Origin of the sequence: Pseudomonas sp. SCB32 (genome assembly GCF_009189165.1) — a bacterium.
In the GTDB taxonomy this organism is placed as follows: domain Bacteria; phylum Pseudomonadota; class Gammaproteobacteria; order Pseudomonadales; family Pseudomonadaceae; genus Pseudomonas.
This window is the reverse complement of sequence record NZ_CP045118.1, coordinates 6,108,876-6,134,071: the sequence shown is the minus strand read 5'-3', so window position 1 is coordinate 6,134,071 and position 25,196 is coordinate 6,108,876. Positions and strand designations below refer to the sequence as shown.

General features: G+C 58.8%; 23 protein-coding genes. 4 read left to right on the top strand and 19 right to left on the bottom strand.

What is annotated here, in order from left to right; genetic code table 11:
* Window positions 1-42: 42 nt before the first annotated feature.
* From GA645_RS27930 to tssB, 10 genes are all read right to left on the bottom strand, one after another.
* The gene (locus GA645_RS27930) at window positions 43-411 is read right to left on the bottom strand and encodes a hypothetical protein (RefSeq protein ID WP_152227538.1); all 369 of its coding nucleotides are present in this window, start codon (window positions 409-411) and stop codon (window positions 43-45) included.
* Between the two features lie 59 nt (window positions 412-470).
* Complete coding sequence (locus GA645_RS27925) at window positions 471-1,244, bottom strand: hypothetical protein (RefSeq protein WP_218572345.1); 774 nt, start codon at window positions 1,242-1,244, stop codon at window positions 471-473.
* A gap of 3 nt (window positions 1,245-1,247) precedes the next feature.
* Window positions 1,248-3,980, bottom strand: coding sequence for a type VI secretion system Vgr family protein (locus GA645_RS27920; protein ID WP_152227536.1), 2,733 nt, complete (start codon window positions 3,978-3,980; stop codon window positions 1,248-1,250).
* A gap of 2 nt (window positions 3,981-3,982) precedes the next feature.
* Window positions 3,983-6,616: a type VI secretion system ATPase TssH gene (gene tssH, locus GA645_RS27915; protein WP_152227534.1), complete on the bottom strand. Its 2,634-nt coding sequence runs from the start codon at window positions 6,614-6,616 to the stop codon at window positions 3,983-3,985.
* Window positions 6,617-6,731: 115 nt separating this feature from the next.
* Entirely contained in the window at window positions 6,732-7,223 is a 492-nt protein-coding gene (locus GA645_RS27910) for an Hcp family type VI secretion system effector (protein WP_152227532.1), read from the bottom strand.
* A gap of 12 nt (window positions 7,224-7,235) precedes the next feature.
* Window positions 7,236-8,984 (bottom strand): OmpA family protein, encoded by a 1,749-nt coding sequence (locus GA645_RS27905; protein WP_152227530.1) that lies wholly within the window; start codon window positions 8,982-8,984, stop codon window positions 7,236-7,238.
* Between the two features lie 2 nt (window positions 8,985-8,986).
* A complete protein-coding gene (tssL, locus tag GA645_RS27900) occupies window positions 8,987-9,658 on the bottom strand; it encodes a type VI secretion system protein TssL, short form (protein ID WP_152227528.1) in 672 nt (223 codons plus the stop codon).
* Window positions 9,655-11,010: a type VI secretion system baseplate subunit TssK gene (tssK, locus tag GA645_RS27895; RefSeq protein WP_152227526.1), complete on the bottom strand. Its 1,356-nt coding sequence runs from the start codon at window positions 11,008-11,010 to the stop codon at window positions 9,655-9,657. Before tssK ends, tssL begins: the two co-directional genes overlap by 4 nt.
* Window positions 11,011-11,031: 21 nt before the next feature.
* On the bottom strand, window positions 11,032-12,576 hold the full coding sequence (gene tssC, locus GA645_RS27890) for a type VI secretion system contractile sheath large subunit (protein WP_152227523.1): 1,545 nt from the start codon (window positions 12,574-12,576) through the stop codon (window positions 11,032-11,034).
* Window positions 12,577-12,597: 21 nt separating this feature from the next.
* Complete coding sequence (gene tssB, locus GA645_RS27885; protein ID WP_152227521.1) at window positions 12,598-13,098, bottom strand: type VI secretion system contractile sheath small subunit; 501 nt, start codon at window positions 13,096-13,098, stop codon at window positions 12,598-12,600.
* A gap of 994 nt (window positions 13,099-14,092) precedes the next feature.
* Between tssB and GA645_RS27880 the strand changes: the two genes are divergently transcribed.
* Together GA645_RS27880 and GA645_RS27875 are read left to right on the top strand one after the other, a co-directional pair.
* Window positions 14,093-14,470: a hypothetical protein gene (locus GA645_RS27880; protein ID WP_152227514.1), complete on the top strand. Its 378-nt coding sequence runs from the start codon at window positions 14,093-14,095 to the stop codon at window positions 14,468-14,470.
* Between the two features lie 9 nt (window positions 14,471-14,479).
* Complete coding sequence (locus tag GA645_RS27875) at window positions 14,480-14,845, top strand: hypothetical protein (protein ID WP_152227512.1); 366 nt, start codon at window positions 14,480-14,482, stop codon at window positions 14,843-14,845.
* Window positions 14,846-14,894: 49 nt separating this feature from the next.
* Here the strand turns inward: GA645_RS27875 and GA645_RS27870 are convergent, their stop codons facing one another.
* From GA645_RS27870 to GA645_RS27860, 3 genes are all read right to left on the bottom strand, one after another.
* Complete coding sequence (locus tag GA645_RS27870) at window positions 14,895-15,113, bottom strand: DUF6500 family protein (RefSeq protein WP_152227510.1); 219 nt, start codon at window positions 15,111-15,113, stop codon at window positions 14,895-14,897.
* 570 nt (window positions 15,114-15,683) lie between these two features.
* On the bottom strand, window positions 15,684-16,325 hold the full coding sequence (locus GA645_RS27865) for a DUF1109 domain-containing protein (RefSeq protein ID WP_152227508.1): 642 nt from the start codon (window positions 16,323-16,325) through the stop codon (window positions 15,684-15,686).
* Window positions 16,326-16,329: 4 nt separating this feature from the next.
* Complete coding sequence (locus tag GA645_RS27860) at window positions 16,330-16,902, bottom strand: sigma-70 family RNA polymerase sigma factor (protein ID WP_152227506.1); 573 nt, start codon at window positions 16,900-16,902, stop codon at window positions 16,330-16,332.
* 226 nt (window positions 16,903-17,128) lie between these two features.
* Between GA645_RS27860 and GA645_RS27855 the strand changes: the two genes are divergently transcribed.
* The gene (locus tag GA645_RS27855) at window positions 17,129-17,407 is read left to right on the top strand and encodes a DUF2282 domain-containing protein (RefSeq protein WP_152227504.1); all 279 of its coding nucleotides are present in this window, start codon (window positions 17,129-17,131) and stop codon (window positions 17,405-17,407) included.
* A gap of 666 nt (window positions 17,408-18,073) precedes the next feature.
* Here GA645_RS27855 and GA645_RS27850 read toward each other — a convergent pair.
* The 3 genes from GA645_RS27850 to GA645_RS27840 form a co-directional block, all read right to left on the bottom strand.
* The gene (locus tag GA645_RS27850) at window positions 18,074-18,373 is read right to left on the bottom strand and encodes a hypothetical protein (RefSeq protein ID WP_152227502.1); all 300 of its coding nucleotides are present in this window, start codon (window positions 18,371-18,373) and stop codon (window positions 18,074-18,076) included.
* 272 nt (window positions 18,374-18,645) lie between these two features.
* Window positions 18,646-19,320, bottom strand: a complete 675-nt coding sequence (locus tag GA645_RS27845) for an inovirus Gp2 family protein (RefSeq protein ID WP_152227500.1) — start codon at window positions 19,318-19,320, stop codon at window positions 18,646-18,648.
* 759 nt (window positions 19,321-20,079) lie between these two features.
* Window positions 20,080-20,283 (bottom strand): AlpA family transcriptional regulator, encoded by a 204-nt coding sequence (locus GA645_RS27840; protein ID WP_152227498.1) that lies wholly within the window; start codon window positions 20,281-20,283, stop codon window positions 20,080-20,082.
* Window positions 20,284-20,799: 516 nt separating this feature from the next.
* On the opposite strand from GA645_RS27840, the gene GA645_RS27835 reads away from it, so the two are divergent.
* A complete protein-coding gene (locus GA645_RS27835) occupies window positions 20,800-21,510 on the top strand; it encodes a hypothetical protein (protein ID WP_152227496.1) in 711 nt (236 codons plus the stop codon).
* A 41-nt stretch (window positions 21,511-21,551) separates the two neighbouring features.
* On the opposite strand, the gene GA645_RS27830 is transcribed toward GA645_RS27835, so the two are convergent.
* The 3 genes from GA645_RS27830 to GA645_RS27820 all read right to left on the bottom strand — a co-directional run bounded on the left by GA645_RS27830 (window position 21,552) and on the right by GA645_RS27820 (window position 25,011).
* Window positions 21,552-22,754, bottom strand: a complete 1,203-nt coding sequence (locus GA645_RS27830) for a site-specific integrase (RefSeq protein ID WP_152227494.1) — start codon at window positions 22,752-22,754, stop codon at window positions 21,552-21,554.
* Between the two features lie 310 nt (window positions 22,755-23,064).
* Window positions 23,065-23,904: an acyl-CoA thioesterase II gene (locus GA645_RS27825; protein WP_152227492.1), complete on the bottom strand. Its 840-nt coding sequence runs from the start codon at window positions 23,902-23,904 to the stop codon at window positions 23,065-23,067.
* 78 nt (window positions 23,905-23,982) lie between these two features.
* Window positions 23,983-25,011: a DUF5924 family protein gene (locus GA645_RS27820; RefSeq protein WP_152227490.1), complete on the bottom strand. Its 1,029-nt coding sequence runs from the start codon at window positions 25,009-25,011 to the stop codon at window positions 23,983-23,985.
* Window positions 25,012-25,196 lie beyond the last annotated feature (185 nt).

Below are 25,196 nucleotides of genomic sequence, written 5' to 3'. Positions count from 1 at the left end.
CATGTTTATTCTCCACCGTCCGATGGCAATACAGATCACGCTCTATTTGAAATACTTGCCCCAGACAAATAACGCAACAAGCCACGCACAACTGAGACATATAAGTCCCGCCACCCATCGCATACGGAGCAAAACGCCTCTTGGGAGGTTGTGGAGTTCTTCCGGCAATAGATCGCCTCTAGAAACATGAACGTTTGGCCAGACAATTGCTCCGATAACAATCAGAAGCGGGGTGCAGCGACTTGGAATTGATCCGCCGCGCCATCCCTCCAAATAGGAGTGAATAATCCTGCTTTGCCTGAAGGCTTTATCGATCTCTTCCATGTCCACTTTCGCCATATATGCAACCAGAGCAAAAGGAAAAATTAAAATAATGAATGGGGCAAATAGGGCGGCAATTGTGAGGCTCAATTTAAATTACCTGTATCATTTTTATTCCCTATCAGCCATTAACGCCAATGGAATAATTTTTAACTCACGGACCACTTTGTAAATTCCTCTAGCTCTTCAGCAAAGTAATCCGCCGTCCCTGAAGCCAACAAACCACCTGCCATTCCACCAGCAATTAGTAACGCAATAGCGCAAACCGGAGCCCCTGGCCCGCACACGGTACTAACAGCCAATCCAGCTAATGCAGTTCCAGCGATCCCGCCACCAATGGCAGCGCCTTGTTTTATGGTTTCCTTGGCTTTGTTGTCTGCATTGGCAATTTCATAAGCGGCGTAGGCAATTGTTACGACAATCATTACCTTGCCGGCAATCCTCAAATTTTTATTAAGGGTGTTGAATTTCGTTTGAGGCCTTGCGGAAGCCTCTATTATTTCGTAATGAACCGCATTTCTTTGCTGCTCACTAAGCTCCAGGAACTTCTTGCCAAATTTTTCAACGGCATATTTATCAAGCAGCTGCTCAAGCGTTTTGGGGATTCTCTTTTCTTGCTCAGCAATGGCCAGGCCATGCACCGAAGTCTTTGCTCGAATTTCGGCCATAATCTTATTTCGCATTTCACTACAATATTCGGCCGCATCTTTTACAGTGGTTCTTTTAGACCTGACCTCTTCGAGCACTAATTCCTTCACTCTCTTAACGTTTCGGTTATAATTTTCCCGCTGCTTGGCATCACTGATAAAATCGGAAGAGAATTTTAATGCCGCTCCTTCGTATAGGCTGAGAGCCCGCTCAAGCGCGTCGTCGTCAGCAGGATGCATTTTTTCTGCCAGATAATAGCGATAGAATGAATCCATTCCTTAAGCTCCGTAACGCTTGAGAATTGCAACAGCCATGCTTGGCAGTTCTTCGGGCTGATCAAGATTTTCCAACTCTAGGTTTACACAGGCATTCCCACTGATCGAGTTAAAGCGCACGGAGTTATCAGCTTCAAAAACCCCCTCCAGCTTTGCGCCATCATCCATTGTTGCGGTGCAACGAATGCCCTCGTAGCTCATATCAGATGGACCAGTAAAGCCGATCCACCTTTCGGACTCAGGGAAGTCAATCTTCAAATTATCTGGTGTTAAAGTATGGAGAGGCATAGTCTTGCCTTCCCTGTCCGTGACACCGTTGAACATCTCGCCCGAGGCAGTCGTCACTCGATAACTGGTAAACGTCATCGGTGCTTGTGCATCATCCTTCAGCACATAACGTGCGCTGTAGCCGCCTGGCAAAGGCGTTGGCGGGATATTCAGGTTTGTACTGCCGAGCTTCTGCACATTGGCAGCTTTCAGATAAATATTGCCGGGAGCACCGAGTTCGATATCTCCGCCCTTGATGCGGATATAGGCGCCGGCACAGTGCAGCACTACTTCTTCCGGGGCTGTTATCTCTACCCGACCGCCAGTGCTTTCAACCTTGACCTCATTGCTGGCCAGTGCATGCAGGTCACCATCTTGGGCGTGCAGCTCGACCTTGCCGTGAGCCGCCTTGAGTTGCATGCCCGAGGACTGTGCCAGGACGCTGACAGAGTCCTCGGCCACCGCGGTGAAGTCCCGGCCGGAGCTGAGGTCGAGGTTCCGACCAGCCATGATTCCCACACTTTCGCCACCGGATGAGATGCAGATCGTTTCGGGGCTGAGGATGCCAACGCCCCCAGGGGCGTGTACTAGCACGCCCGGTTTGGCCAGCGTATTCAGGGCTTTGTTCAGCCGAATCTGGCTGTCGAGGTCGCCTGGCTTCACTTGGGCGCCTAGCGCAGCCGCGCGCATGGAGCGCGCTAGAGAAAGAGCACTGTCCAACTGCTCAATGGCCGCATCCATCTGCAGTACCACGCCCTCTGCCTTGTGCTGCTCATCAGCACTGATGAACACACCTTTACCTGCGCGCAGTGCGCCCCAGTCATCAGTTCTCAGCTCAAAGCCTTCTCCGCGTTTCTTGCGCTGCGCATCCACTAGGTGGCCGAGGTTGAGCTGGCTCTTGCCGGCGTATTCAGTGCTGAGCTTGAGATGTTCCTGACCCCGCGTATCGTCCAGGCGAATCTTGTTGTTCGCGGGCGTTCTTAAAATATTCCGTCGGTCGTTCCGGATGGTGACGTGATCGGGGTGCAGGCTGTCATGCAGGGCATGGGCGATGAAGGGGCGGTCCGGGTCGCCCTGTTCGAAGGCCACGGCCACTTCGGTACCGGCCAGCAAGGGCATATGCAGACCGTAGGTGTCGCCGGCATAAGGCCGCGCCAGACGCAGCCACATGCTTTCGCGGCCTGCCGGCCAGACGTCCCGGTCGAAGAGGAAGTTGACGCGGTAGCGTCCTTCTCCGTCAATGTGGGCGTAAGGATCGTTCCGCTGCGGGTTGGTGACGCGTGCCGGGACCGTGCCAGCGATGCGTGGCTTGGCCGGTACTGGCGGGCGGAAAGCGATGTTGCCGTCGGGAATGGCTTCGAAGCGCACCTCGAAGCTGCGATCACGGGCGGCGGTGCAGTGGGTGCGGACAATCAATGCGCCTTCGGTGAAAGCTGAAGGTGCCCCGCCCTCGACCTTGAGCACCAGGCCCGGAGCCAGTTCGGCGCTGCTGCTGACTCCACTCAGCCGGAGTTGGTCATTCAGGTAGCGCTCGTGGGCTAGCTGCGCATAGAAGACGCCGCTTTCGGCGTGGCCTTCTTCATCGCCACGCGCCAGGGAATCCCCTAGCGTCTGGTAAGGCTCGTCGGCGTAGTGATAAGCCTCGCCGTAGGTAGTGGTTGCCCCTCGGGTCAGATCGACCTGACCGTCGAGGTTGGCACCGGCGTCACGCGAGTAGTAGGCCCGGGTGCTGACCAACTGCTGCACGATCTGGTGGCTGGCTTGCAGATCCCAGACAGCATCCTGGCCACTGGTTTCCAGCCCGCTCAGCGGGCGCAGCGGCAAGGTGAAGTCGCGTTCATAGTGCATGGGGGCGTCATGCAGCTCGACGACATCGATTTTTAGCCTCAAGTCCATAACGAAGCTAAACCAGATGCCCCTCTCCGCGCAGATGCGTTTTATGTAGGAAAAGTCTGATTCGCCGTACTGGAGCAGTTGGTCATGCTGCTTGTAGGTACGACCGAGATCGATCAGGAAATCCTGCCCGCGCATGCCATGGCGACGCAGGATAGTTTCCACTACCTCGGGCACGCTCTGGTTCTGGTAGATGCGGTACTGACAACCTTTATCCAGCAGGGCCAGACGCGGCTCCAGGGTCAGCTCATAGCGTGCCTCATCGCGGGAGGCCGAGAGTCGCTTGAACTGCGTAATCACCCCATGCAGAGTGCGCAGCGGCGCGACCGGGGGCGGCGTGAAGCCGCGAATCGCCACTGACGGCGGCGCAGCACGCAGAATGAAGCTGGCGTCTTTGCCGAGCATGGTGTCAGCGGCGATATCGAGGTTCGGGCTGGTCACCTCGATGGCGTAGCAAAACGTCTCGCTGAGTGCCTCGGTTCCGGAAAATGCCAAGACATCCAGTAAGGCACTCTGGCCATCCACGGTGACGGTGTGCCGGCTGTGATCGAAGAAGGTGCGTATCTCGTTGAGCATGGTCAGACCTCCGCGCTTTCAAGAGCCGAAGGCTCTTCGCTGAATTCCAGGGCGATGCCGTCGTCAGCGCTGTAGCCGAGGGTGACGGCTTTGGCTTTGCGCTGGTTGGCCTGGCGCTGCAGCAGTTGCTGGCTGAGCACCGGCAGGATTTGCTGGTTGAGCAGGCTGTCGATGTTGCGGGCACCGCTGTCGGGCAGCAGGCAGGCATCGACCAGTACCTGGTTGAGGCCATTGTCGATACGACAAGTAATGCCGTAGTGGCGCTGCAGGCGCTTGGCGACCTGGCCGAGCTTGATGGCGACGATGCGGCTCAGTGCGGCAGCATCCAGCGACCGGTAGATCAGAGTCTGGAAGCGTGCGAGCAGCGCGGGCTGGAAGTGGTCGCGCAGCACCGGGCGCAGCAGTTCTTGCAGGTCGCTGTCGGTGGCCTCGGGGCGCTCATCCAGCAGTGCTTGCAGGCGGTCGCTACCCAGGTTGGAGGTCATCAGGATGACGGTGTTGCGGAAGTCGATCTCGCGCCCTTCACCGTCGCGCATGAAGCCGCGATCGAAGACTTGGTAGAACAGGTCGAGCACGTCACGGTGGGCCTTTTCCACCTCGTCGAGCAGGACGACGCTGTAGGGGCGTTGGCGGACGGCCTCGGTCAGCACGCCGCCTTGGCCATAGCCGACGTAACCCGGCGGCGAGCCCTTGAGCTGGCTGACGGTGTGCGCTTCCTGGTACTCGGAGAGATTGATGGTGACCAGAGACTTTTCACCGCCGAACAGGCAATCGGCCAGGGCCAAGGCGGTTTCGGTCTTGCCGACGCCGCTGGTGCCCACCAGCAGGAAGACGCCCAGCGGGGCATTCTCTGAGGTAAGGCCGGTCTTGGCCGCACGCAGTCGTTGCGCCATGTCGGCGAGGGCACTGTCCTGGCCGATGACTCGCTGGCCGAGCTGCTGTTCCAGCTCGAGGAGGTTGGTCTGTTCGTCCTTGAGCAGGCTGCCTAGGGGGACGCCGGTCCAGTCAGCGATCACTTCGGCCACACAACGGGCGTCAACGTCCAGCGACAGCAGTGGATGGTCGCCCTGCAGCGTGGAAAGTCGTTCCTGTAAGGCGGCACACGTCTCCGGCGTGCTATTCCGGGCCTCTAGCAGATCACGGGTTAGAGCCAGTTCTTTCTGGTACTGCTGCTGCAGATGCTTGAGGCTTTCCTGCACTTGGTGCTCGCGCAGGCTGATAGCCGACAAGCGATCAATCGCCATGGCGCCACTGAGCCTGGCGTCCTCTTCAAGGGCCTGGCGCTCGAGCAGCAGCGCTTGCTGTTCCGCCTTGAGTTGCACCAGCGGCTGCGGCTCGCAATCCAGGCTCATGCGCACGCGGGCGCTGGCGGTGTCGAGCAGGTCAACGGCCTTGTCCGGCAGTTGGCGCCCGGTGAGGTAGCGGCGTGACAGGGTGACGGCGGCCTGCACGGCGGCGTCCTGGATATGCACGCCATGGTGGCTGGCATAGCGAGCCTTCAGGCCGCGCAACATGAGGCAGGCACTGGCGTCGTCTGGCTCGTCCACTTTGACCATTTGGAAGCGACGTTCCAGGGCGGCGTCACGCTCGAAGTACTGTTTGTATTCGGACCAGGTGGTGGCGGCAATGGTGCGCAACTCGCCACGAGCCAGGGCGGGCTTGAGCAGGTTGGCCGCGTCGGCGCCGCCGGCCTGGTTACCGGCGCCGATCAGGGTGTGGGCTTCGTCAATGAACAGCAGGATCGGCGTGGGCGATTGCTGGACGGCATCGATGACATTCTTCAGGCGCTGTTCGAACTCGCCTTTGACGCCGGCACCGGCTTGCAGCAGGCCGAGATCCAGGGTGCGCACACTGACTTGCTTGAGGCTGTCCGGCACGTTGCCGCCGACAATCTGCAGGGCCAGGCCTTCAACCAGCGCCGTTTTTCCAACGCCCGGCTCGCCGACGAGGATGGGATTGTTCTTGCGCCGGCGACCGAGGATGTCGATGACTTGGCGGATTTCGTTGTCGCGGCCAAAGACCGGGTCGATACCCCCCGCCCATGCTTTGGCGGTGACGTCCTGGGTGAATTTGTCGAGGATCGCGGTGTTAGCTTCAGCTTTCGCGGCAGGCTTGGTCGCCGAAGGGCGTGGTACCTCAGCCAGGGCCGCTTCTTGCTGAACTGTGTGGCGCTCCTGGGACTGTTCATCCAGCACCGGGAGCAGGCGCTCGATTTGGGTGTCGCCGACGCTGAGTAACGGCCAGGCGGCGTCGCACTCCAGCAGTTGCGGCGTTTCTCGCAGGGCGCTGAGCAGATGCGCCGAGCGCAAGGTTTCGATATCGCCCTGCAACGAGGCCATCAACCAGGCGTCCTTGATCAGTTGTTCGAGCTTGGGCGACAACCGAGGTTTGTCGCGCACACTGCGCGGCAACGTATCGAGGTGGTCCAGTAAGCCCTGCCAGAGCGCATCCAGATCCCATTCGTAGCGACGGGCGATTAGGGTCAGGTCGCCTTCCCCCTGCTCCAGCAACTTGAGCAGCCAGTGTTCCACGCTGATGCTGGCGTGGGCACGGGTCTGGCACAACGACGCGGCGGCACTCAGGGCCTGGGCGCAATAGGGATTGAGGCGGCGAAGCAGGTGGGTGGGCTGGGCCATGGGGCGATCCTTGCTGAGGCATTCGTCTTGCTCCGATGCATGCTCGGCAGCAAGGCGGGAAATAGGTCAGCGCGAACATCGACCGGCAGGCGTCCCGCCGGTCGATGGGACGCGATTACGCGCTCTGACGCTCGTTCCAGGCGTCGGAGTGGATGATGTTGCCGTCCTTGTAGGTCCAGGTGATCTTCTCGTAGCGCAGCTCAACCAGTTCCAGGTGGTTGTGCTTCTCTTTGCTCGGGTCTTTCACGTCGTGCATTTTCGGCGCGACTTTCACGACCTTGACGTTCTCCAGGAGGGTGTTGAAGTACTCGACTTCCTGGCCGGCGTCATCGATGCGGTACCACTTGAACTCGGCGCTTTTCAGGGTCTGGCCCGAGCTCACGGCCTTGTACAGGTAGGGGCTGGAGGCATCGATTTCCTTGGTGAAGACGAACGGCGTGTGGATGCGGGTACCGGTCAGCTTGCCCGTGTTGTTATCGGTGGGGATGTACAGGCTGTGATCCTGCGCCACCACTTCAACGCTGCCTTCGCGCTTCTGGACGTCGACCGAACCTTTGATGTCCGCACCGCCGTCATCTTTGAGCCACAGGTAAACGGGAATTGCCATGTGAAGTTCCTTCTACAGATAAAAACTCGCCGCTGGCCGTTGCCGCGGCTGGGGTTGGCCGCCGGATACCTGAGAGGGAAGCGCACAGGCCCCCGACTCCGGTACCAGGCGGATGTCGACCCGGCGGTTGGCTGCTCGCCCCTCCGGTGTGTCGTTACTGCTGAGCGGTTGGTCGGCGCCAAAGCCCTGGACGGCAAAACAGCTGTCAGGGATGTCGCCCATGCGTTGCATCCAGTCGCGCACGGCGCCGGCGCGAGCACGCGATAACAGCAGGTTGCGCTGCGGATCACCGGTGGCGTCGGTATGCCCCGCGATGACGATCAGCCAGCCCGGCTGGGCCTTGATGTCCACCAATGCATTGATCAGTACCTTGGTCGAGCCGGGCTTGAGTTCGGCGCTACCGCTGGCGAACAGCGACAAGCTGTCCAGGCGAACCGGATCGGGGATTTTCGCCAGCACTGGTTTCGGCGTCGGAACTCGGTGGGCAGCTAGCGCAGCCAGGATCGGCGGACGGATTTGCTCTGCGCTGTACAGGCCCAGCCCCAATGACAGTGGTTCGCCTTCTCGGTAGTAGCGGTCCAGCGTCGCGGCATCACCGCGCAGGAGGGTGACCGCTTGCTCACGCAACTGATATTCAGGCTGTTCAAGCGTGGTCGGCTCAGGAATTGCCTGATAGCGCCGCAGGTCGTCGTTCACCTGGCGCAACAGTGTGCGGTTCTGCCAGGCCGAACTGCACAGCGCGATGCCGGCGGCGAGGACGAACAGCCAAAGGCCGAGCACCGCCGCTCGGCGAGCAGGTGTGAGACCCGTCTGGCGCGGCAGCAAGCTCAACAGCGGATCGGGGAACGGCAACGATGCCTGTCCCAATGCTGATGCTGGCTCAAGGGCTGTTCGATCATGCAGCCATTGCGACCACAAATTGCCAGATGTGCTTGCCGTGGAACCGGAGGCCAGAGCCATGGCGCAGGCCGTCGCTGGACAGGGGGCATCCCGAGAGTCTCGTGATACCAGGTGCGGCAGTACCGAGGTGGTCAGCCAGCGGCCCAGGCTCTCGATTTGCACACAAGCTCGCAGGCGCGCAGAGCGGCTGGCGAGATCCGCTGCACGCTGTTGCCATTGCCCTACTGCCAGGTGGCTGATGCCATCGCGCACCGTCATCCCCGGTTGTTCTGCCTCCCAGGTGAACCAACTACCGTGTTCCTGCGTGGATGGCAGGTAGCTGCCCAGCAGGATGGGCAAGGCCACACCACTTCTGCGGATGTGGGCGACTTGATGCCGGAACGTCTGGAGGGTGCCGGCCAGTTGGGCACTGTCGGTCTGCTCGGCAGGATTGACGATGTAGAACACGCCCAGTTGGCCAGCCCAGTGCGGTCGATTGGCCAACACGTCATCGATGATCGTGGGCAGCCGGTCCAGGCTCGGCACACGCAGGTAGCAACCCTGCTCAGTGACCCGCAGTACCAGTTGATCCTCGGGCGCGGCGCCAAACAGCGAGTGCATTCCATCACCACAGACTGCCACCACCGGTTGGCGGTAGCCGTCCGCCGGCAGGGCACAGTCGCTGGCCAACACCAGCGATTGGCGTTGGCGAGCAGCGGCTCTGCTGTTGAGGAGCCAGCCGAGGGCAACCAAGCTGAGCACCGCGAGTGCCCACAGCACTTGTGCGCGCAGGGACAGCGGCAGAATGGCCAGTACCAGCACGAGACCCAACAGGCCTGTCCAAAGCCAAAGGCCACGTGTCCCTTTGAGCGACGTGGCCATCGCTAGACCTGACCCGACAACAGGGACGTGACGGTATCGCCAAGGACTCGGTGCAATACCCACCAAAGACCGACCAACAGTACCGCAGCGGTTGCCAGATGTAGCCAGGGCCGGCTGAGCCAGCGACGCCAGCTGCCGCCAGGGGCGCTTACCAGCACCGGCATCGCTCCCGCAGCAGCGAAAGGTTCGACATGCTCGTTGAGGGCAGCGAGCAGTTGCTCGCGCTCCGGTGCGCTCGCAGAGCGGTAGCGTCCAAGAAAGCCCAGCATCAACACACGGTGGTAACAGGTCAGCACCCGCAGGTCAGGAGCAGGCTCCGCCAGCGCCTCACGCATGTCCTCGTACAGTTGCTCACCGGCCTGGTGGCGGCTGAAGAAGTGCGCCTGCAGCGGTTTTGCGGCCCACACCGCATGCGCCTGCTCCGAGGCATTACGCAGCACGGTCTCATCGAGCAGGGCGCATTGCGTGTAGCAGATCTGGTTGACCGCACGTTGGCTGACGCCGGCATCGATGAGGCTGTTACGGCACTGCTCGACCTGCACCACACAATGCTTCCACAGCTCTTCACCATCTTTCGGTACGGCTTTTTGTTGCAGCTCCACGACCAGCAGGTAGCTGTTCTGCAGCAGGGCATCGATATCCACGACCGGCGACTTTCCAAAGACCTTGCTCATGAGCGCAGCACCGCGAACAGATCCAACTGAACGTCCCCGAGCGTGCCGGGAGCGTAGAGGGCACAGGTGCCGGAAGCCAGCATGTCGCGCGCCTTGGGATGGCTCAGGTCGAAGGCGAAGTACAGGTTGCCCAGGCGGACAGGAACCGCAGCCGGTACATGGCCGAGCGGCACCAGGGGGACGCCGTCGAGGGCGACGTTGACCAGATGATCAACATCGTCCGGAGAACCGACCTTGCACAGGCGCGGGAACTGACTTTGCACTTGGGCGGCGGGAAGGCTGGAGCGCACCGACAGGTAGAAATCAACGCCTTCGGCATCGCGCAGTCGGCCATCGTGCAAGGCCACCTGCCAACGGTGGGCGTTGGGATGTTCGAGATCCAGCGCAATGACGCGGGACGGCAGGCTGGCCTCGAGCAGGATGGAGATCAGCGTGAACAGCGGCGGAAAGACGGCTTCCAACTGCTCATGCCGGTATCCCGGTATGGCACCGATATCGTGTTCCAGGGAGAAGGTCAGTAGGCTACCCGCCAGCTTGACCAGTTCCAGGTACACCACCTCGGGATGTCTTGCGGGGTGGGCCAGCAGATCTGCCAATACGGGTTGGTAGCTGTTCAGGGCGTTGAGCAGCCAGAACAGCGAGACATCCGCCACGGCGAAGTCGGCCATGCGTTGGTTGCTTTCGCGGCGCATGCCCATCAAGCGACTGCGCTTGGCAGCCAGTTGGGTCATCAGGTTGTCCAGCTGACTGAGCAACTGAGGCTGAGCATCGAAGCTCAGCAGCGGCGGAACGAACCGCGAATCCAGCGTCCAGATGCCCTGCACGTCGCGGACTACACGCGCCACCGGACAAGTCAGATACTCTGCGTTTTCGTCGCTGTCGAGGCGCAATGACAGGACATGCTCCAGCACCGCAATGGATTGGGTTTCATCGCCGTAGAGGTCCTGCACTTCGCGCCAGTCACGGCGATAACGCGTAGGTTTGGAGGCTTTGCCTTCATCAAGCAGACAGTTGTCGCCATTGGCATGTTCGAGCGGCAACGCCACCAGTAGGGTGACGGCAGAAACTCCCTCCTCAGCCAAGCGACCAAGCTCCAGCGCTGGCGGTAGTCGGTCGGACGCATCACTGTCGATCAGCGTGCCATCCGGCATCCGCACACGCAGGTGCGTGGCCTTGAGTTTGCCGAGCCTGAGCGCATCCTGATCAAACGCTGCGACCTGCACGCCCCAGGGGTGGGCGCGCGCGATACGTGCTAGACATTCGTTGGTCCAAGCTTCCCACCGGGCCTGCTGCTGGAATTGCTGCGGGGACAACAAAGCCCCCGCCCCCCATAAGGGGCGGTCGATCTTCATGACTGACTTCCGTGTGAATGCTTAGGCTTTGGCCTTGGGCATCTGCGAGACCAGAGACAGGTTCACGTCCATGCCTTCCACCTGGAAGTGGGGAACGGCATAGAGCTTCACGCGGAAGAAGCCTGGGTTGTCTTCGATGTCTTCCACCGTGACCTTGGCATCACGCAGCGGGTGCGAGGCCTGCAGGTCATCACTGGGGTCGGTCATCTCGGTCACCAGCCCACGAATCCAATTATTCAGCTCCAGCTCCAGGACGCGGCGATCCTTGGTGGTACCAATGTTTTCGCGTTGGATCAGCTTCAGGTAATGGGCGATACGCGAGAGCAGGAAGATGTACGGCAGGCGCGCGTTGATGCGGCTGTTGGCTGTCGCATCGGCGGTTTCGTAGAGCGCGGGCTTCTGGGCGCTATTGGCACTGAAAAAGCAGGCGTAGTCCCGGTTTTTGTAATACGACAGCGGGATGAAGCCCAGGTTGGCGAACTCGAACTCGCGGGTTTCCGGAATCATCACCTCGGAGGGGATCTTCACCTGGTTGCCGGTGCCCAGATCGTAGAGATGGATCGGCAGGTCGGTCACCGCACCACCAGCTTGCGGGCCGCGGATCTGCACGCACCAGCCATTGTTGATGAAGCTCTTCACCATGTTGGCGGCGAAGGCGAAGGTCGCGTTGGTCCACAGGTACTTGTCGTGGTCCGGGCCCTTCACGCTCTCGACATAATTGAAGCTGCGCACCGGAATGGTGTCCGGACCGTAGGGCAGGCGACCCAATACACGGGGCATGGTCAGGCCGATGTAGCGGGAGTCATCGCTGTCACGGAAAGACTTCCACTTCAGGTATTCGGCACGATCGAAGTAGTTGCCGATGTCCTTGATGGCCGCCACTTCCTCCATCGACTCCTTGCCGAAGAAGGCCGGGCCGACGGAGCCAATGAAGGGCATGTGCGCTGCTGCCGCGACCTTGGAGATGTTGCGCAGCAGGGCAATATCCTGCGGTCCACGACCGAACTCGTAGTTGGAAATAGCCGCTGCGATCGGCTCGCCACCGGGGGTGTCGTATTCCTGGGTGTAGGTGTGGATGTACAAGCCGCTCTGCGATATCTCTGGTGCATCCTCGAAATCCTGCACCAAGTGATCCTTGCTGATGTCCAGCAGCTCGATACGCACGTTGCGACGAAAATCAGTCTGATCAATGAGTGACTTGACCCCGCGCCAAGTCGATTCGACGCGCTGGAAATCTTCGTGGTGCATGACCGCATCCAACTGGCGGCTGATTTGCGCGTCCAAGGAAGCAATGTGCTCATCTAGCAAAGTCTTATCGAGGCGCTCAACTTTCTGCGAAGACTGCTTCAACAAGCCCAGAAAAACACTGACCGCCGCCGTCACACGCTCATCAGCGGAGGCTTCGGAGAGCGCGTCGCTATTCTGGTACACCTCGATATCCGACAGTTGCGATACCGGGCTGAGATTGATCTTGTCGAACAGGCTGGCATAAATACCTTGGCCTTCGTGAGCCACAACGCTAGCACTTCCAGCGTGCGCAACAATTCCTTCCGCAGACGCAGACATAAATCACTCCTTGATAATTGATTAGCGGTCTTGAGGTGCCAACTGGGCCAATTCGGCGCGCAGCTTGTCGCTCAGGGCGTCATCCTTGAGGATGCGCTCCAGCTCTCGGCGGAAGGTGGCGTTATCGAGCAGGTTGGACTTGAGGTCGCGCAACAGATTGCGCATGGCCAGCATGGCGCGCAGCTCAGGAATCTGCCGAGCCACTTGTTCGGGCTCGAAGTCTTTCATGTCGCGGAAGGTCAGCTCGACGGAGGCGTCGGAGCCATCATCAGCCAGGGTGTTGGCTACAGCCAGCTTCACACTCGGGTGAAATTCGGCCAGGACGCTGTTGAAGTTGTTCTTGTTGATATCGACTTTGCTGCGCTCAGACAGCGGGCGCTGTTCGCTGCCGTTGCTGTAGTCACCCATGACCATGAGCTTGAGCGGCAATTCGACTTTCTTCTGCGCCCCGCCGGTATGCAGGTCAAGTTTAATATTGACCCGAGCCTTGGGCACTTCATTCTGGAAACTATCAGATGCCATCGTGATCCTGCCTTACAATTCCTTTGTTAATGCAAGCACGCACCGCCATCGATACTCAACCACAGCCGATGCGCGCGAGATATCTCAAATTGCAACCTCTTTCATCCGACAAATATCCCATTACCGACGGAGCGCTCTATAGGTTTTGTCTGAAAATGATAGGAGCCAGCCACCCCAATAGGTCGCGTCACTTTCAGATTTAATGATTGCGAACTCGCTTGAGTTCCTCAATAGAGAAATTCAAATACAAGGCAATTTGGGAAATTCCCTACAAGACAATCAGATTCTTGCAGTAATGATTCCGACCAGCCGCACCCCCTAGCTACAACCTTCAGGTGGCGACGTCACTCTTCTCCATGCAGGCGATACCTACCATGGTCGAGAAACTTGCGGAGCTGATTCAGCATGCGAGTGGGTCTCCCTGACTCCTCAATACACGAGCATCCATGGCGCTATTCGCTGCGAAGTCAGTGAGCACCCAGAGTCACTCCCGACTTAGTGCAGTCTGTTGCTGGCGTTGCGACTGCAATTTGAGACAAATCTCAATCAAAGCGAGTGAGTAAAAAGACCCTCTTGCCCGAGCAGGGTGATACGGGGACAGGCAAGAGGGTGGAGTTCACTCAAGCTACAGCCCACAGCGCGAAATGGACTGCAAACTCACGCTACAGAAGTGCTAGATACTTGCGGTATCGGGCGCTTCCGCAATGCACGCAAAGGTTTTCTGATCTGCCCGTAAGCAGTTTCCGGGCGGATTGATAGAAGGCCGAGCCGAGCAGGCTGCAAAGCAGCAAATCAGAAGGCGCACGCACAGTTCCGCGCTAGCAGTAATGAACGGGCTCGCACGCCCAAGGCCGTTTCGGAGCAGAAACGGATGGGCCCCCTCCCGGACAATCAGGTCTTCGCCAGTCATCTCCCCCCCGATCAATGGGGGCCCGCCTTCGCGCGGCCACATTCATGATCAGGCCATCGGCATAACACCGCTGAGTTGCAACGGATGGGCATCCTGCGACTTGTGGAGGCTCAGTACTGGTTCACCGCCGTACTACGCACCTGCAGCCGCTTCATACCCGGCAACTGCATTGCTCAATCTGTTGGCGGGGGCTCAATCGTGGATGATCGCGAGACAGATTCGCTTGAGGAAACAACCGATGCCTTCTTGGCTCTCTTACCGGCCCTAGCTGATGTCATCGAACGCAGCATTCCCTTGGCGGCAGCGATTGCGGAAGTACAACTGCATCGGCAGCAAAAGGCTTGGACCGAACTTTGCCACATGGCAGATCAAGTAGGCCTATCCCCATTCATAGCTGCCAGACTGGTGGTGCTGATCTACCGGAGCGAACAACGACGTAGCGCACCGGCCGATCCCTCCTGACGAGGCTCCATGCAAGGCGAACCGATGGCCAACCCGCACTCCGTCGAGCCCACTGAGGAACAGCTTTGGGCCGTGGCTAATTACCTGGCCTGCCGCGATGCTTTGCAGCGTATTTTCCACGCGGGACTGAGCGTTCTCATGGTGCTGCTGGGTGGTTTGCTCGCCATGCAAGCGCTTCCTGGGGCACCGATCTCCACGACCTTACTCTGGCCCCTGAGCACACTGGCCGTACTCGTTGGACTATTGATTGTCGTTCAGACCGCTCGGCAGACCTGGCAGGTACACCTCGCACGGCAACAGGCCTTGCGCACAGGGCTTTCAGCCGAACTGCTGAAAGCAGCCGAAACAGTCAAATATTCAGCACGCTACCGCTAGACCGGCACACCCTGAAATCGTGGATATCGGCCGCTGGGATGGATGCTGCCTAATCTCCCCGTTCCACCATCAACTTGATCTTTGAAGCCTTCTCAAAATGGTCAAGCTGATGCTCAGCGATCCACCAATGGGCGGCCTCCATCAAAAGCTCGGGATCCTCGTTTTTATTTGCAAAAAAGGCATAGAACGAAAGCCCCACATCGGGCCCCTTCTGCTCGATTTTTCTACTGCAGACCTCAATCACTTTTCGCCGCAAGCTGTCCCGCATAGTTCTCCCTTCGAGCACATTCAATCCCCACGAACCTGCCTGTATTGCATCATCTGACTTGCGCAGCAACGCTCTACGGCCACTAGCTAGCGCGCCTGCAGGCACGGAACCTGTCAGGGGGATGGGATATACTGAGCCAGCTTATCCGCCTCGCTGGCACCGGGCGATGCGTCAGCGGTGGGGCGGGTAGGCCAACTCTTGGTGGGCATTGCGCAGACTTACAGGCGAATACAAAAAGCCACACTCCATCGATACGGTCTTTTGCCATGCAGCCGCGCTCTCCGAGCCACATGGCGGGAAAACTTACCAAAAGCAGATTCGGATTCAATCTCAATCCCTCTGTCAGTTTCCTGAAGCGATCTCCCCAGCAGCCCATTTCTCTTCAAACTCGCGCTTAGCCCTGAGCCTGTGATTCTGGCATTCGACCATCTGCTGATCGGTCTTCTAGTGTCGCACCCGCGTAGCGCAGGCCGAGCAGGTCGGCCACCCATCATCTGACATTCGCCATTATCGCCCCGGCAAAGGACGGCCTCCCCAATGGCAAACATCTTGCATTCACGGTCAGCCCGGTTACCAGCGCAGCAAGCGCGGCCCCATTGCAGCGCCCAGCAGTGTCGGGATCAAAATACCAAGCACATACCAGACGCCCCAGAACGACATCCCCATTTCCGGGCAGTGCAGGGAGTAAGCCAACGTTGCTGTTGCCCCGGCGAGCAGGCCGCCAGCACCACCGGCCAGACGCAAGCGGGTTGGCGCGAGGCCGCGCAGGGCCCAAAACACTGAAATGAAGGTTGGCACGGAAAGCAGCGCGATGTTCAGCGGGCAGGTGCGCCAGGTCTGACCCAGGATCAGCCCTGCACGATCCCCATTGGGTGCCGCGACCAGCTCTAGCACGCCGCCGAGCCAGACTAGCAGCACCGGCAGCCCCAATAACAGCCAAGCCACTCCGCCGCGTACGCCTGGTCGCGCCAGGCGACTGCTCAGCCACAGAGAGAGTGTCATCAAGCTTCCTGGCAAAGCGACTTTGGCCCAGAACAGCGGGGTGCGCGAGACTTCGGCGAGGTCCGGACGCACGCCGAAGACCATGGCCATTAGCAATAGCGCGCCTAGAACACCGCCAACCCACGCCACAGCAAAGCGCTTACCCATCGCATGCCGGTCCACTGGGCTTTCGCCAGCCACCAACAGGTTGATCAGTTCATTGGTCTTCATCGTTTCACTGTCCTTGAATCATTCGCGCTAGAGCTTTCAATCCGCGGTGGATACCGACCTTCACGGCAGAAGTGGAAAGCCCGGTCCGGCTGGCGGCTTCCTCTACCGACAGGCCCTCCAGCTTGACGTGGACGATCGGCAAACGTTGCTTGTCGGGCAACTGCTGCAGCAGCTTGCCGATATCTCGGCTGGCTTGCGTCGGTTCGTCGTCCTCGACTGCGAACAGCTCGTCATCGTCATCTCCCAGCGGATCGTGTAGCGCCTCGCGACGGGCGAAGGAACGGAAATGATCGGCCAGCTTGTAGCGCGCGATAGCCTGCACCCAAGCGGTCAGCGGCTGTTCGGCACGGTAGGTATGACGGGCGTTGTGCACGGCAAGCAGGACCTCCTGCAGCAGGTCCTCGACTTCGCCAGGACGCTGGCTCAGGCGCCGCCACAGGAAGGCGCGCAAGTGTGTACTGAGCAAAGCAAGAAACTCGCGGTAGGTCGCCGAATCGCCCTGCATGCCGCGAAGCAGCAAAGCCTGCAATTGCGCTTCACGCGCGATCAACACTTCCTGACTGGTGGTTCGTTGCATTGGCCGTCCTGGTTACACCACGGGAAAAATTTTCCAGGTTCACCCCATCCTGCTAGCGAACCCTCGGCCCGAAGGAGAACAGGCCTCCGCGCAATACGTTAGGGGCGCGGCAAAGAATTCTCAAAAAAATTCGCGGCGCTGTAACCGCATCGCCTGTGCCGGCGAACTACTCGTCAAGTCGTCGCAAAACACTCGGCGGCCCCTCAATCGAAATGGAGACCACACAATGAAAAGCCTTACCCTCGCTACCGCCGCCATCGCACTCGCCACTCTCGCCAGCGCAGCCCAAGCCGACGACATGAACAGCTCCGGCGCGGCTATGGAGAAATGCTACGGCGTTGCCCTTGCCGGCAAGAACGACTGCAAGGCCGGGGCCGGCACCACCTGTGCGGGCAGTGCGAAGAAGGACTACGACGGTATGCACTGGAAGAGCGTCCCAGCCGGCACCTGCACCTCGATCAAGACGCCTCACGGCATGGGTTCGCTGACCCCGATGAAATCCTGACCGTAAGCCACCGACCATGAATGCATCGACAGGACCGAGCGCCGAGTTCGGGCTTAACTATGCCGAGGCCCTGGCCTGTACCGCTCAGGATCGTTGGTTCGGAGTGCATCCGGAGAATTACAGCGTCGGCGGCCCCGATTGGCTCGACTAGGCATATAGCGCAGCCTCCCTCAAGACGATGCACACTCGACCGTCAGCGGACCTGGTGTAGGTCCGCATCCTCCTTCCGTCCGTAACGCGCCAGCATCCTGGCCGGATAGCCGACGACTGCACGGCCATGGCGCTTACGCTGATACCAGGGGTTGCACGTCAGCTCCCGTATGCGTGCCACCAGTCGGCACACCGTGCCCTCCGGGTCCAGGTAGGTGCTTTCGCCATCCAAGCTGGTGACGCCTACCAAGGGGCTGAACTCGACTCCGAGTCCTGGCAAGCCTCCTGAAAGCCCCGCAGCTGCTTGCTCAGCCCGTGCCCGTCCCGCGCCATGATGAAGTCGTACAGCGGCTTGAGGTGCCAGGTACGGCGACTCAGCGGCGTACCTGCCGTTAGCTCTTTGCCATCGGGGTGGATGGTCATCGTAAAGGCAGGGTCATGGGAGTGGGCCAGACGGACTTTAGGACAACAGGGGCAGACATTGGGCCTCGATGCTCCAGTGATCCGAATGCTGAACTAGAGCTGGATTGCTTCCAACTGGAAACGCAGTCCGATACGGCTCGTGTAAACACCCGACACAACGTTGATGTCGCCCAGCTCGGTCTGCCCGGCGAAGACACGCATGCTGGAGCCAACGCCCTGCTCCACCATCCCTATTGGCGGTCCCTCGAAACGCTCGAGGGGATTGCTGAGCCGCAGTTGCACGGCGCGGAATAGCTCTACACCACGCAGATAGTAAGCTGCCATCGGGTACAGCACACCGTCTTCGCCAATGCGGCGCAGCGAATAGTCATGATCGGGCTGGTAGTGGGGCATCGAGGCAGTTTCGCGCGGTCGGGCAGAAAGGTACTGATGTTACAAGATTGAGCAGTGAGAGGCGTCCTGAGACCTGCCCACCCCGCCGCTGACGCATCGCCCGATGCCAGCGAGGCGAGCAGGTCGAATCTATAGACCCTTTGCCTATCGCAAGTTCCCCAGAACCTGGCTGCCGGTCTTGCTGAGCTCCTTCAGTGCATCGATGACGAGCAGCCTCGATCTCATTCTTGTTGAGGGCGAAGCGAATGCCCAACACGGGCCTTGAAAGCCAACTACTCTCTGCTGTACCCGCAGGCATGCTGCCCATCGCCGTAGACCTTGCTCCTGGCCTTGCAGAGGTAGCTCATGCGATAGAAATACGCCGAGTAGCCCTCTGCCGTGATGCTGTAGCAGGCATTCTCCGGGATCTGCACCAGCCCCATGGCCTGCCAGCCCTCCACACCCAGAGCACTCGCCCAAGCGCCCACCAAGCGGCTGTAAAGGTTATCCCTGCCTAGCTCGAACTTCCCCAGCGCATTAAACGCATCTCGATTAAGCAGTAATAGGCAGTGGTAATGCGGCTTCATCTGCCCGCTCTCATCGCCGTACTCCTTTACCCACATCCAGCGCACTGTTGTCTTGTGGGCCTTGGCATTGCCTATAGCGGCCTTCTTACGAGCAGCCTGGATGCGGTCTTCCAAGTATTCAACGAAGCGACTGACGACTTCATTGGTCATCCAGTGCCACGGTGTGAACTCCACATCAGGAAGTCGCAGGTCAAACCGTACGGCAAATACTTCACGATGATCAGCCAATGATCGCTCAGTAATACGCTGTAGCGCCTGCAGGTATTCCCGAATCAATGGGGCATGCTGATGCATGACAGGCAAGCCGTTGTATTGAGACTCGTAGTGCAAGCGCAGGTTAGTGTTCTGGGGGTGTCTTTTAGGTAGTCGAATGGATTGCATGATTTAGATGCTCGATGACGATACAGCACCTGTGCGGCGTAGCGCATGCTGTGTATGGGAATGATTGTTTAGATGGTGAAGGCGAGCACTGACTCTGCTCGCATACTCTTGTGCGGCTCAGTACTTATTTACGATGAGCAGTCAAAGGACTGCGTAGTGTGCGGATTGATGCTCAGATTCAGTACTAATGTTGGCCACTCAGAATTCAATGACCATCCAGCAGCAATGGACTGTAGTCTGTGAGAGAGTGCTTCTGTGGCTGACTAGATAGGGGAAGCCAATTACTCACCACTGGAGATGAGTCATCTCTAGATGAATGCATCTACTCGTTAGTCGTAATACATGCAATCAGCAATACTCATCACATGAGCAATGAGTACTCTCTTGGAGAGTATGTGTTACTGGGTAAGGTTAGATAGAGGATTATCTGAAGGGTATAGACAGGGGGTAATTGTCTAGATAGAGATAGGTGTCTGGATGAGAGGGATATCTAGATGTAGATGAGTGCTTAGGTGAGATAAGTATCTAGATAGGAATTAGTGAGTTAGGTGAGTGTCTAGCTTGAGATGACTGGAAGATATAATACTAATACCGAGACTCAAGCTGGCCTGTCCAGGCTGAATTGCCGTGCACACTCCCAGTAATGGCTGGGGGGATGCTTGGGAAAAGTATCAAGTGTCTATTCCGGATAAATATCATTTTCCATCTGGTATATCAGGCCGCCTTAGGGCGGCCTTTATGTCGTATGTCCAGGCTCCGCTAGTAGCGACTAGTAGCCGCCCGCTCATCACGCTCCTTAATGCGAGACTCGATCCATTCGATGATCTCGCTTTCCACCCAGGCTACTGCGCGACGACCGAGTGCTACAGGGCGGGGGAATAGGCCCAGTGCGATGTAGTTATACAGCGACGAGCGCTTGAGACCGGTCATTTCAAGTACTTTCTTTTGGCGAAGAAGTTTCATGGCAGCGATTCCTTTGGTTTGTCCAAAGGATTGGGAGGGGCAGTAGATTTTTACCGCATAGGCAGCCTCTTGCCTCTATAGGCAGAGGCAGATGGGGCCCTGTGGTCGATGGGGAGGTAGCAGGGAGCGGCTGCTAGAGGCTGGCGCCAGCTTTCAGATGCTTGACCGAGAACAGGGCTTAAAGCATGCTTTCGGCAGAGCAAAGCCAAGTGATTCTGGGGTGCCCGTAGTAATCTGGATTCACGAATGCTTCTAGAGGCCCTCTCACCCCAGTCGTGATCTACTCGTTTTTGCCGCTCAATCGACTCTAGCTTTCCTCCTGAGGTTTCTGGCATTTTCTAGGATATCCTAATGGTTAGTAATCGGAATACTTCCTCCTCTTTTTGTGTTGAAGACAGGCTGTCAAAACTAATAGGAGATAGGCCTTGGAGCGTCCGCTGGGATAACTGGCTTTGGCTCTATCTTTCGAGCATTAGAGTCGCCCGGTATGACTGGACAGTAATTGACAGGAAGACCATGCGAGATGTGATGGCGGATACCATTGAGCAAGCTGGTATCAGCTCTTACGACATAGCTGAGGCAGAGAAAAAATTCCTGCTTCCGGATAGTGACCTAGAGTGGATAGGCGACTGCAAAAGGCAGCACGAGTGGATAGAGCGAAAAATAATTCAATACTCGAATAATGCGAGCTTCGGGATTCCGCAGAGCTTTATTGGCAAGGAGCACGTCCTGGCGATGATTGATTGCTGGGATATATTTTCTAAATTCCTCTCTATAGAGGGGCTTCGCCGGGAGTGGAACGAGCAATTACGACAAGACAAGCAGCTAGATTGGATCAAGGAAGGGGACGAGAGAAAGGCCTGCGGCTATATCTGGGATTGGCTTCGTAAGCACCAGCTAACTCGAACATTCATGCGTAACGAGCCAACAGATCACCAAAGCATGCTGATGTTTTTTGATGCGTGCGACATGAGCGATATTGAGAAAAAGCACTGCATAGCCTCTGCCAGAAAGTTATGGCGGCAGGATATTCGCAGGAGTTCAGATACAGGCAAGGATCAGCTAAATGTCACTCTGAGCAAAAAGGCAATAGGGCGTCTAGATAAGTTCTGCAAAAAGCATGAACTGTCGCGCTCCAAGGTGCTCGAAGTGCTTCTCATGATGGAGGAGGAAAAGGGGCTCTACATTGCGGAGCGGCTTCGAATTCTACGCGAAATTGAATCTTGATGAATTGATATGCGGAGGCGCTAAGCGCCTCCGAGATATCATTATTTACCACTGGCTAGATAGCCCGCCCAGTCAGTCATCAAAGCGCGACGTTTCTCCAGAAAATTGGATCGAGAGTAGGCGCTCTCGGTTTGCCCTCGCTCATCGTGTGCGAGTGCTAGTTCGCATATTTCTCGTGGGTAGTTTGTGCACTCTCCAGCCCAGTCGCGGAAGGTAGAGCGGAAGCCGTGACAAGTAACGCCGTCGTATTGAAGCTCTTCTTGAAGTAGCTTTCGCATGGCGTCAGCGTGCATTACTCCGGAGCGGCCTTGACCTGGAAATAAGTAAGAACTTTCATCAACCTTCGGGATTGATCGCAGAAACTCAATAACCTGTTCTGGTAGCGGAATTACAAACGCAGCGCGGGCCTTCATTCGTTCAGCGGAAAGGGACCAGGTACGATCTTTAAAGTCGAACTCATCCCACCGAGCTTGCCGGACCATGTGCGAGCGCGATCCAGTCATGATTAACAACTGCATTGCTTGAGCGTCACGAGTATTCATTGCTTGGAGTTGCTGAATTAACTTCGGAACGTCTTGCCAAGATATTGCGGCAAAGCTGGTTTGCTTCCTGGCTTTTTTCTTGTCGGCTCGGCTCAACAGGTTATCCAGATGGCCGCGCCAGCGAGCAGGGTTTTCACCCGTACGCCGGCCTCGTGCTTTCGCAGCGTCGAGGATCTGCTCTATTTGCGAGCGCACCTCATCAGCAGTGCGGTTCTTCGTGGCCCAAATAGGGCGAAGGACGGCGAGTACTTCATCGGTTCCGACTTTCGCTACCGGGACTTTTCCGATGCGGCTGAACACATGGATTTCTAGCTTACGAATCCAACCTCGCGCCCAACTGGCCGACCAGCCTGGGCTGTGAGCTTCGAAATACTCCCTGGCAACCTCCTCAAAAGTGGCGTTCTTTTCCTTGCTGCTCTTCTGGGCGGTTTGCAGGGCCTCGCGCTCAGCATCTCTGGCTGCGAGAGGATCAATGCCATCAAGAAGCTGGCGGCGATAGGTGGCGGTCTTGAGGCGCGCATCTTTGAGGCTGACCTGGGGAAAGCCACCGAGCCCCATTTCCCTGCGCCGACCTGTGAGCTGAAACCGCAGCACCCAGGATTTGCGGCCCGAGGCTTGCACCACCAGGCGTAGGCCATCGCCGTCCTCGTATGTGCCGGGCTTGTCGAGGTTATCGACCAGCTTTGCGTTCAGCTTTCCCATTGCTTGGCTCCTGTGGGGGATGTAGCGGAGTGATTTATACCCCCACTTATTCCCCCACTTTGAGCTGGATAGAGTCAAGCAAAATCAAACGAGTCTGGACGATAACCCTCTGTGAATCTGATTTATAGCCACGTGGCAAAAGGGATTAGAGATTTCTGTAAAAATAGATGGATTAAAACAGGGCCGACCATGTGCCGGGCTTTTTGTTCTGGGGTTCCCTTGTAGGAGCGGGCCATGCCCGCGATCGCGCGCATGGCGCGCTCCTACAGATTCGCTCCGTTCCGCGCCATCCTGCGTGGAGCGACGCGGGTCATTCCTTGTAGTAAACGATCTGGTTGCTGGTCGCCAGCAGCTCGCCCGCCTCGCTCCACAGCTCCGCCGACTGGTCGAAGAAGCCATTGCTGAAGGCCTGGCCACGGGCGTCACCGAGCAGGTAGCCGGTGCCGACTTCCGCCAGTTGCGCGAGGTCGGTGTGGAAGTAGGTGGTGATCGACACGGTGCCCGCCGGCACCGGGGTGGCGCGGCGCAGCCAGATGCGCGGGTAGAAGATGTCGCTCATCGCCGCCAGGGACAGGAAGTCCAGCGGGCGGGCCTGGGCGTCGCGCAGCCAGAGCTGGCTGCGGCTGTGGTCGCCACGGCCGTCCCAGTGGGTCGGAAGCGCGCCGCTGACGGCGCGCAGCTCGTACTGCTGCACCCAGGCCACGGCTTTGCCCGGCATGGTCATCCGCTCCAGTTCGCCGGCTGCGGGAGCCTGCGGCATGGGCAGGTCGCTCTGGCTCCAGGTCTCGCGGCGCAGGGCGGTGACCAGGGTGGCGGTGGTGGTGATCTGCTGCTCGCCGTTCTCGTCGGCCTGCAGCAGTTGCAGCAGCCAGTGCTGGGTGGAGCGGTTGGTGCGGACCGGCGTGGCCTGCACCTGGAAGGCACCGGCCACCACGGCGCTGGCGTAGTTGACCGTCAGCGAGAGCGGGCTGCCGAGCAGTTGCGGATGGCGTAGTGCGCCCTGCAGGAGGATCGCCGCAGTGATGCCACCGAAGGGGCCGACCATGTTCCAGTAGTCCTGGCTGGTGTGACCTTCGTAGAGGCCGGGCTGGCCTTCCACGGGGCGCAGGGCGACGGCGCGGTCGAACGGGTGCAGGGCGGTATCGGTCATGACTCTCTCGGCGCTTTCTGTTCTCGGGAGAGGAACTTTTAGGGGAAAGCGCCGAGGTGGGTCAAGCGAACCGATGGGTCAGGGTGTGACCTCGAAACGCAGGGTGCCGATCACCTGGCCGGCTTCGGTGAGCACCTGAACCTGCCAGTCGCCGACCGGATCGGACGGGAAGTTCTGCTTGTGCGTCCAGGCGCGGTAGCCGAGCTCGCGGCCGCCCTTGATATCCAGGGCGATGCGGTCGACCTCCTGGCCGTCCTTGCGCCAGGCGTGGTAGATGCGCTCGTTGAGACCGCGCGGCGCATTGATCGCGGTGTAGGCGTAGAGGCCCTGGCTCCTGATCTGCGCGAGACTCACCTTCTCCAGGCTGTCGCCGGGGGTGCGCTGGCTGTTGTCGAAGCTTTCGGTGACCGCCATCTCGGTCATCCACAGGGTCGAGGGCGGCACCCAGGCGCGGGCGAACCAGCCCACCGCACCGATCGACAGGGTCAGCCCGACCAGGGCGAGCCAGCGCCACCATTTGTGGATCTTCACGGTCACCGCCAGGCTCGGGAAGGACAGCAGCACGGCGATGCCCAGCGCCGCCTGGTAGCTCTGCGGGGTGCTCAGGTGAAGGATGATCGGCAGCGCGGTTAGCAGCACCGCGAACAGCGTCAGGGTGTGGTAGCCGAGGAAGGTCCAGCGCCGCACCGACAGCCACTTGTAGTAGATCGGGTCGGTGATCGCCATCACCCCGGCGAGCGCCAGCGCGCCGGTGAACAGGGCCTGGCCGCTGTTCCAGGTGGTGGTGATGAAGAAGAACGGCAGGCAGAAGAACAGGCTCTCCTGGTGGATCAGCTGGGTCGCGTAGCGCAGCAGCCCCGGTGGCACCTCCCAGCCGAAGCGGCGCTTGAAGCGGTCGGTGAGCAGGTTTTCCAGCATCAGCCAGACCCAGCTCACCAGCATGACGATGGCCATCACCCGGGCGAAGCCGGCGCGGTGACGGTCCACCATGATGAAGCTGAACACCCCGGAGCAGAAGCCGAACAGGGCGACGATGTGCGGGTAGCGCTGCAGCAGGCCGAGGACGAGGGTGATCAGGCGCTGCGCGCGCTCTTTCCAGATGAGCATGGGGCGGGGCGGGACAACGAAAACGAAAGGGGGCGAGATTGTAACCCCGGAGGTCGGCGCGGGGCACGGGGAGTGATGGGAGGGGATGGTCCTGGGCTTGGGAGCCTGCCTACAGGATTGCACCGGTGGCCATGCGGCTCTTGTAGGAGCGAGCTTGCTCGCGAACAGGACTCGCAGCTGGGCGG